This window comes from Duganella sp. sic0402 (assembly GCF_019219065.1).
In the GTDB taxonomy this organism is placed as follows: Bacteria; Pseudomonadota; Gammaproteobacteria; order Burkholderiales; family Burkholderiaceae_D; genus Rugamonas.
Genome location: NZ_JAHUWK010000042.1, coordinates 1 through 332, shown reverse-complemented (window position 1 = coordinate 332; position 332 = coordinate 1). Strand labels below are relative to the sequence as shown.

At 63.9% G+C, this 332-nt stretch carries 1 protein-coding gene; it reads left to right on the top strand.

All coding sequences use genetic code 11. The features are described from left to right. Positions 1-332: hypothetical protein (locus tag KW842_RS27225; protein ID WP_218307311.1), on the top strand; the 332-nt coding region annotated here is incomplete at both ends.

The following is a 332-nucleotide window of genomic DNA, read 5'->3' as shown; positions in this document are numbered from 1 at the left end:
ACCAGCTGAAAGCACTGGAAACCGAAGACTTCGCCGCGCTGAAAACCGCGACCGTTGCCGCACTGGGCAGCGATCAGGTCAAAGCACTGACCACCGAGCAACTGGCTTCGCTGACCACCGCGCAAGCCGCCGCGCTGACCAGCTCGCAAGTACTGGGCCTGAGCACCGAGCAGATCGCCCATCTGGAAACTGCCGACGTGGCCGCCCTGAAAACCTCGGTGATCGCCGCGCTGACCAGCAACCAGATCGGCGCGCTGACCACCGAAGACGTGGTCGCCCTGAAGAGCGCGCAGTTTGCCGCGATGAATTCGAACCAGCTGACCGGCCTGACC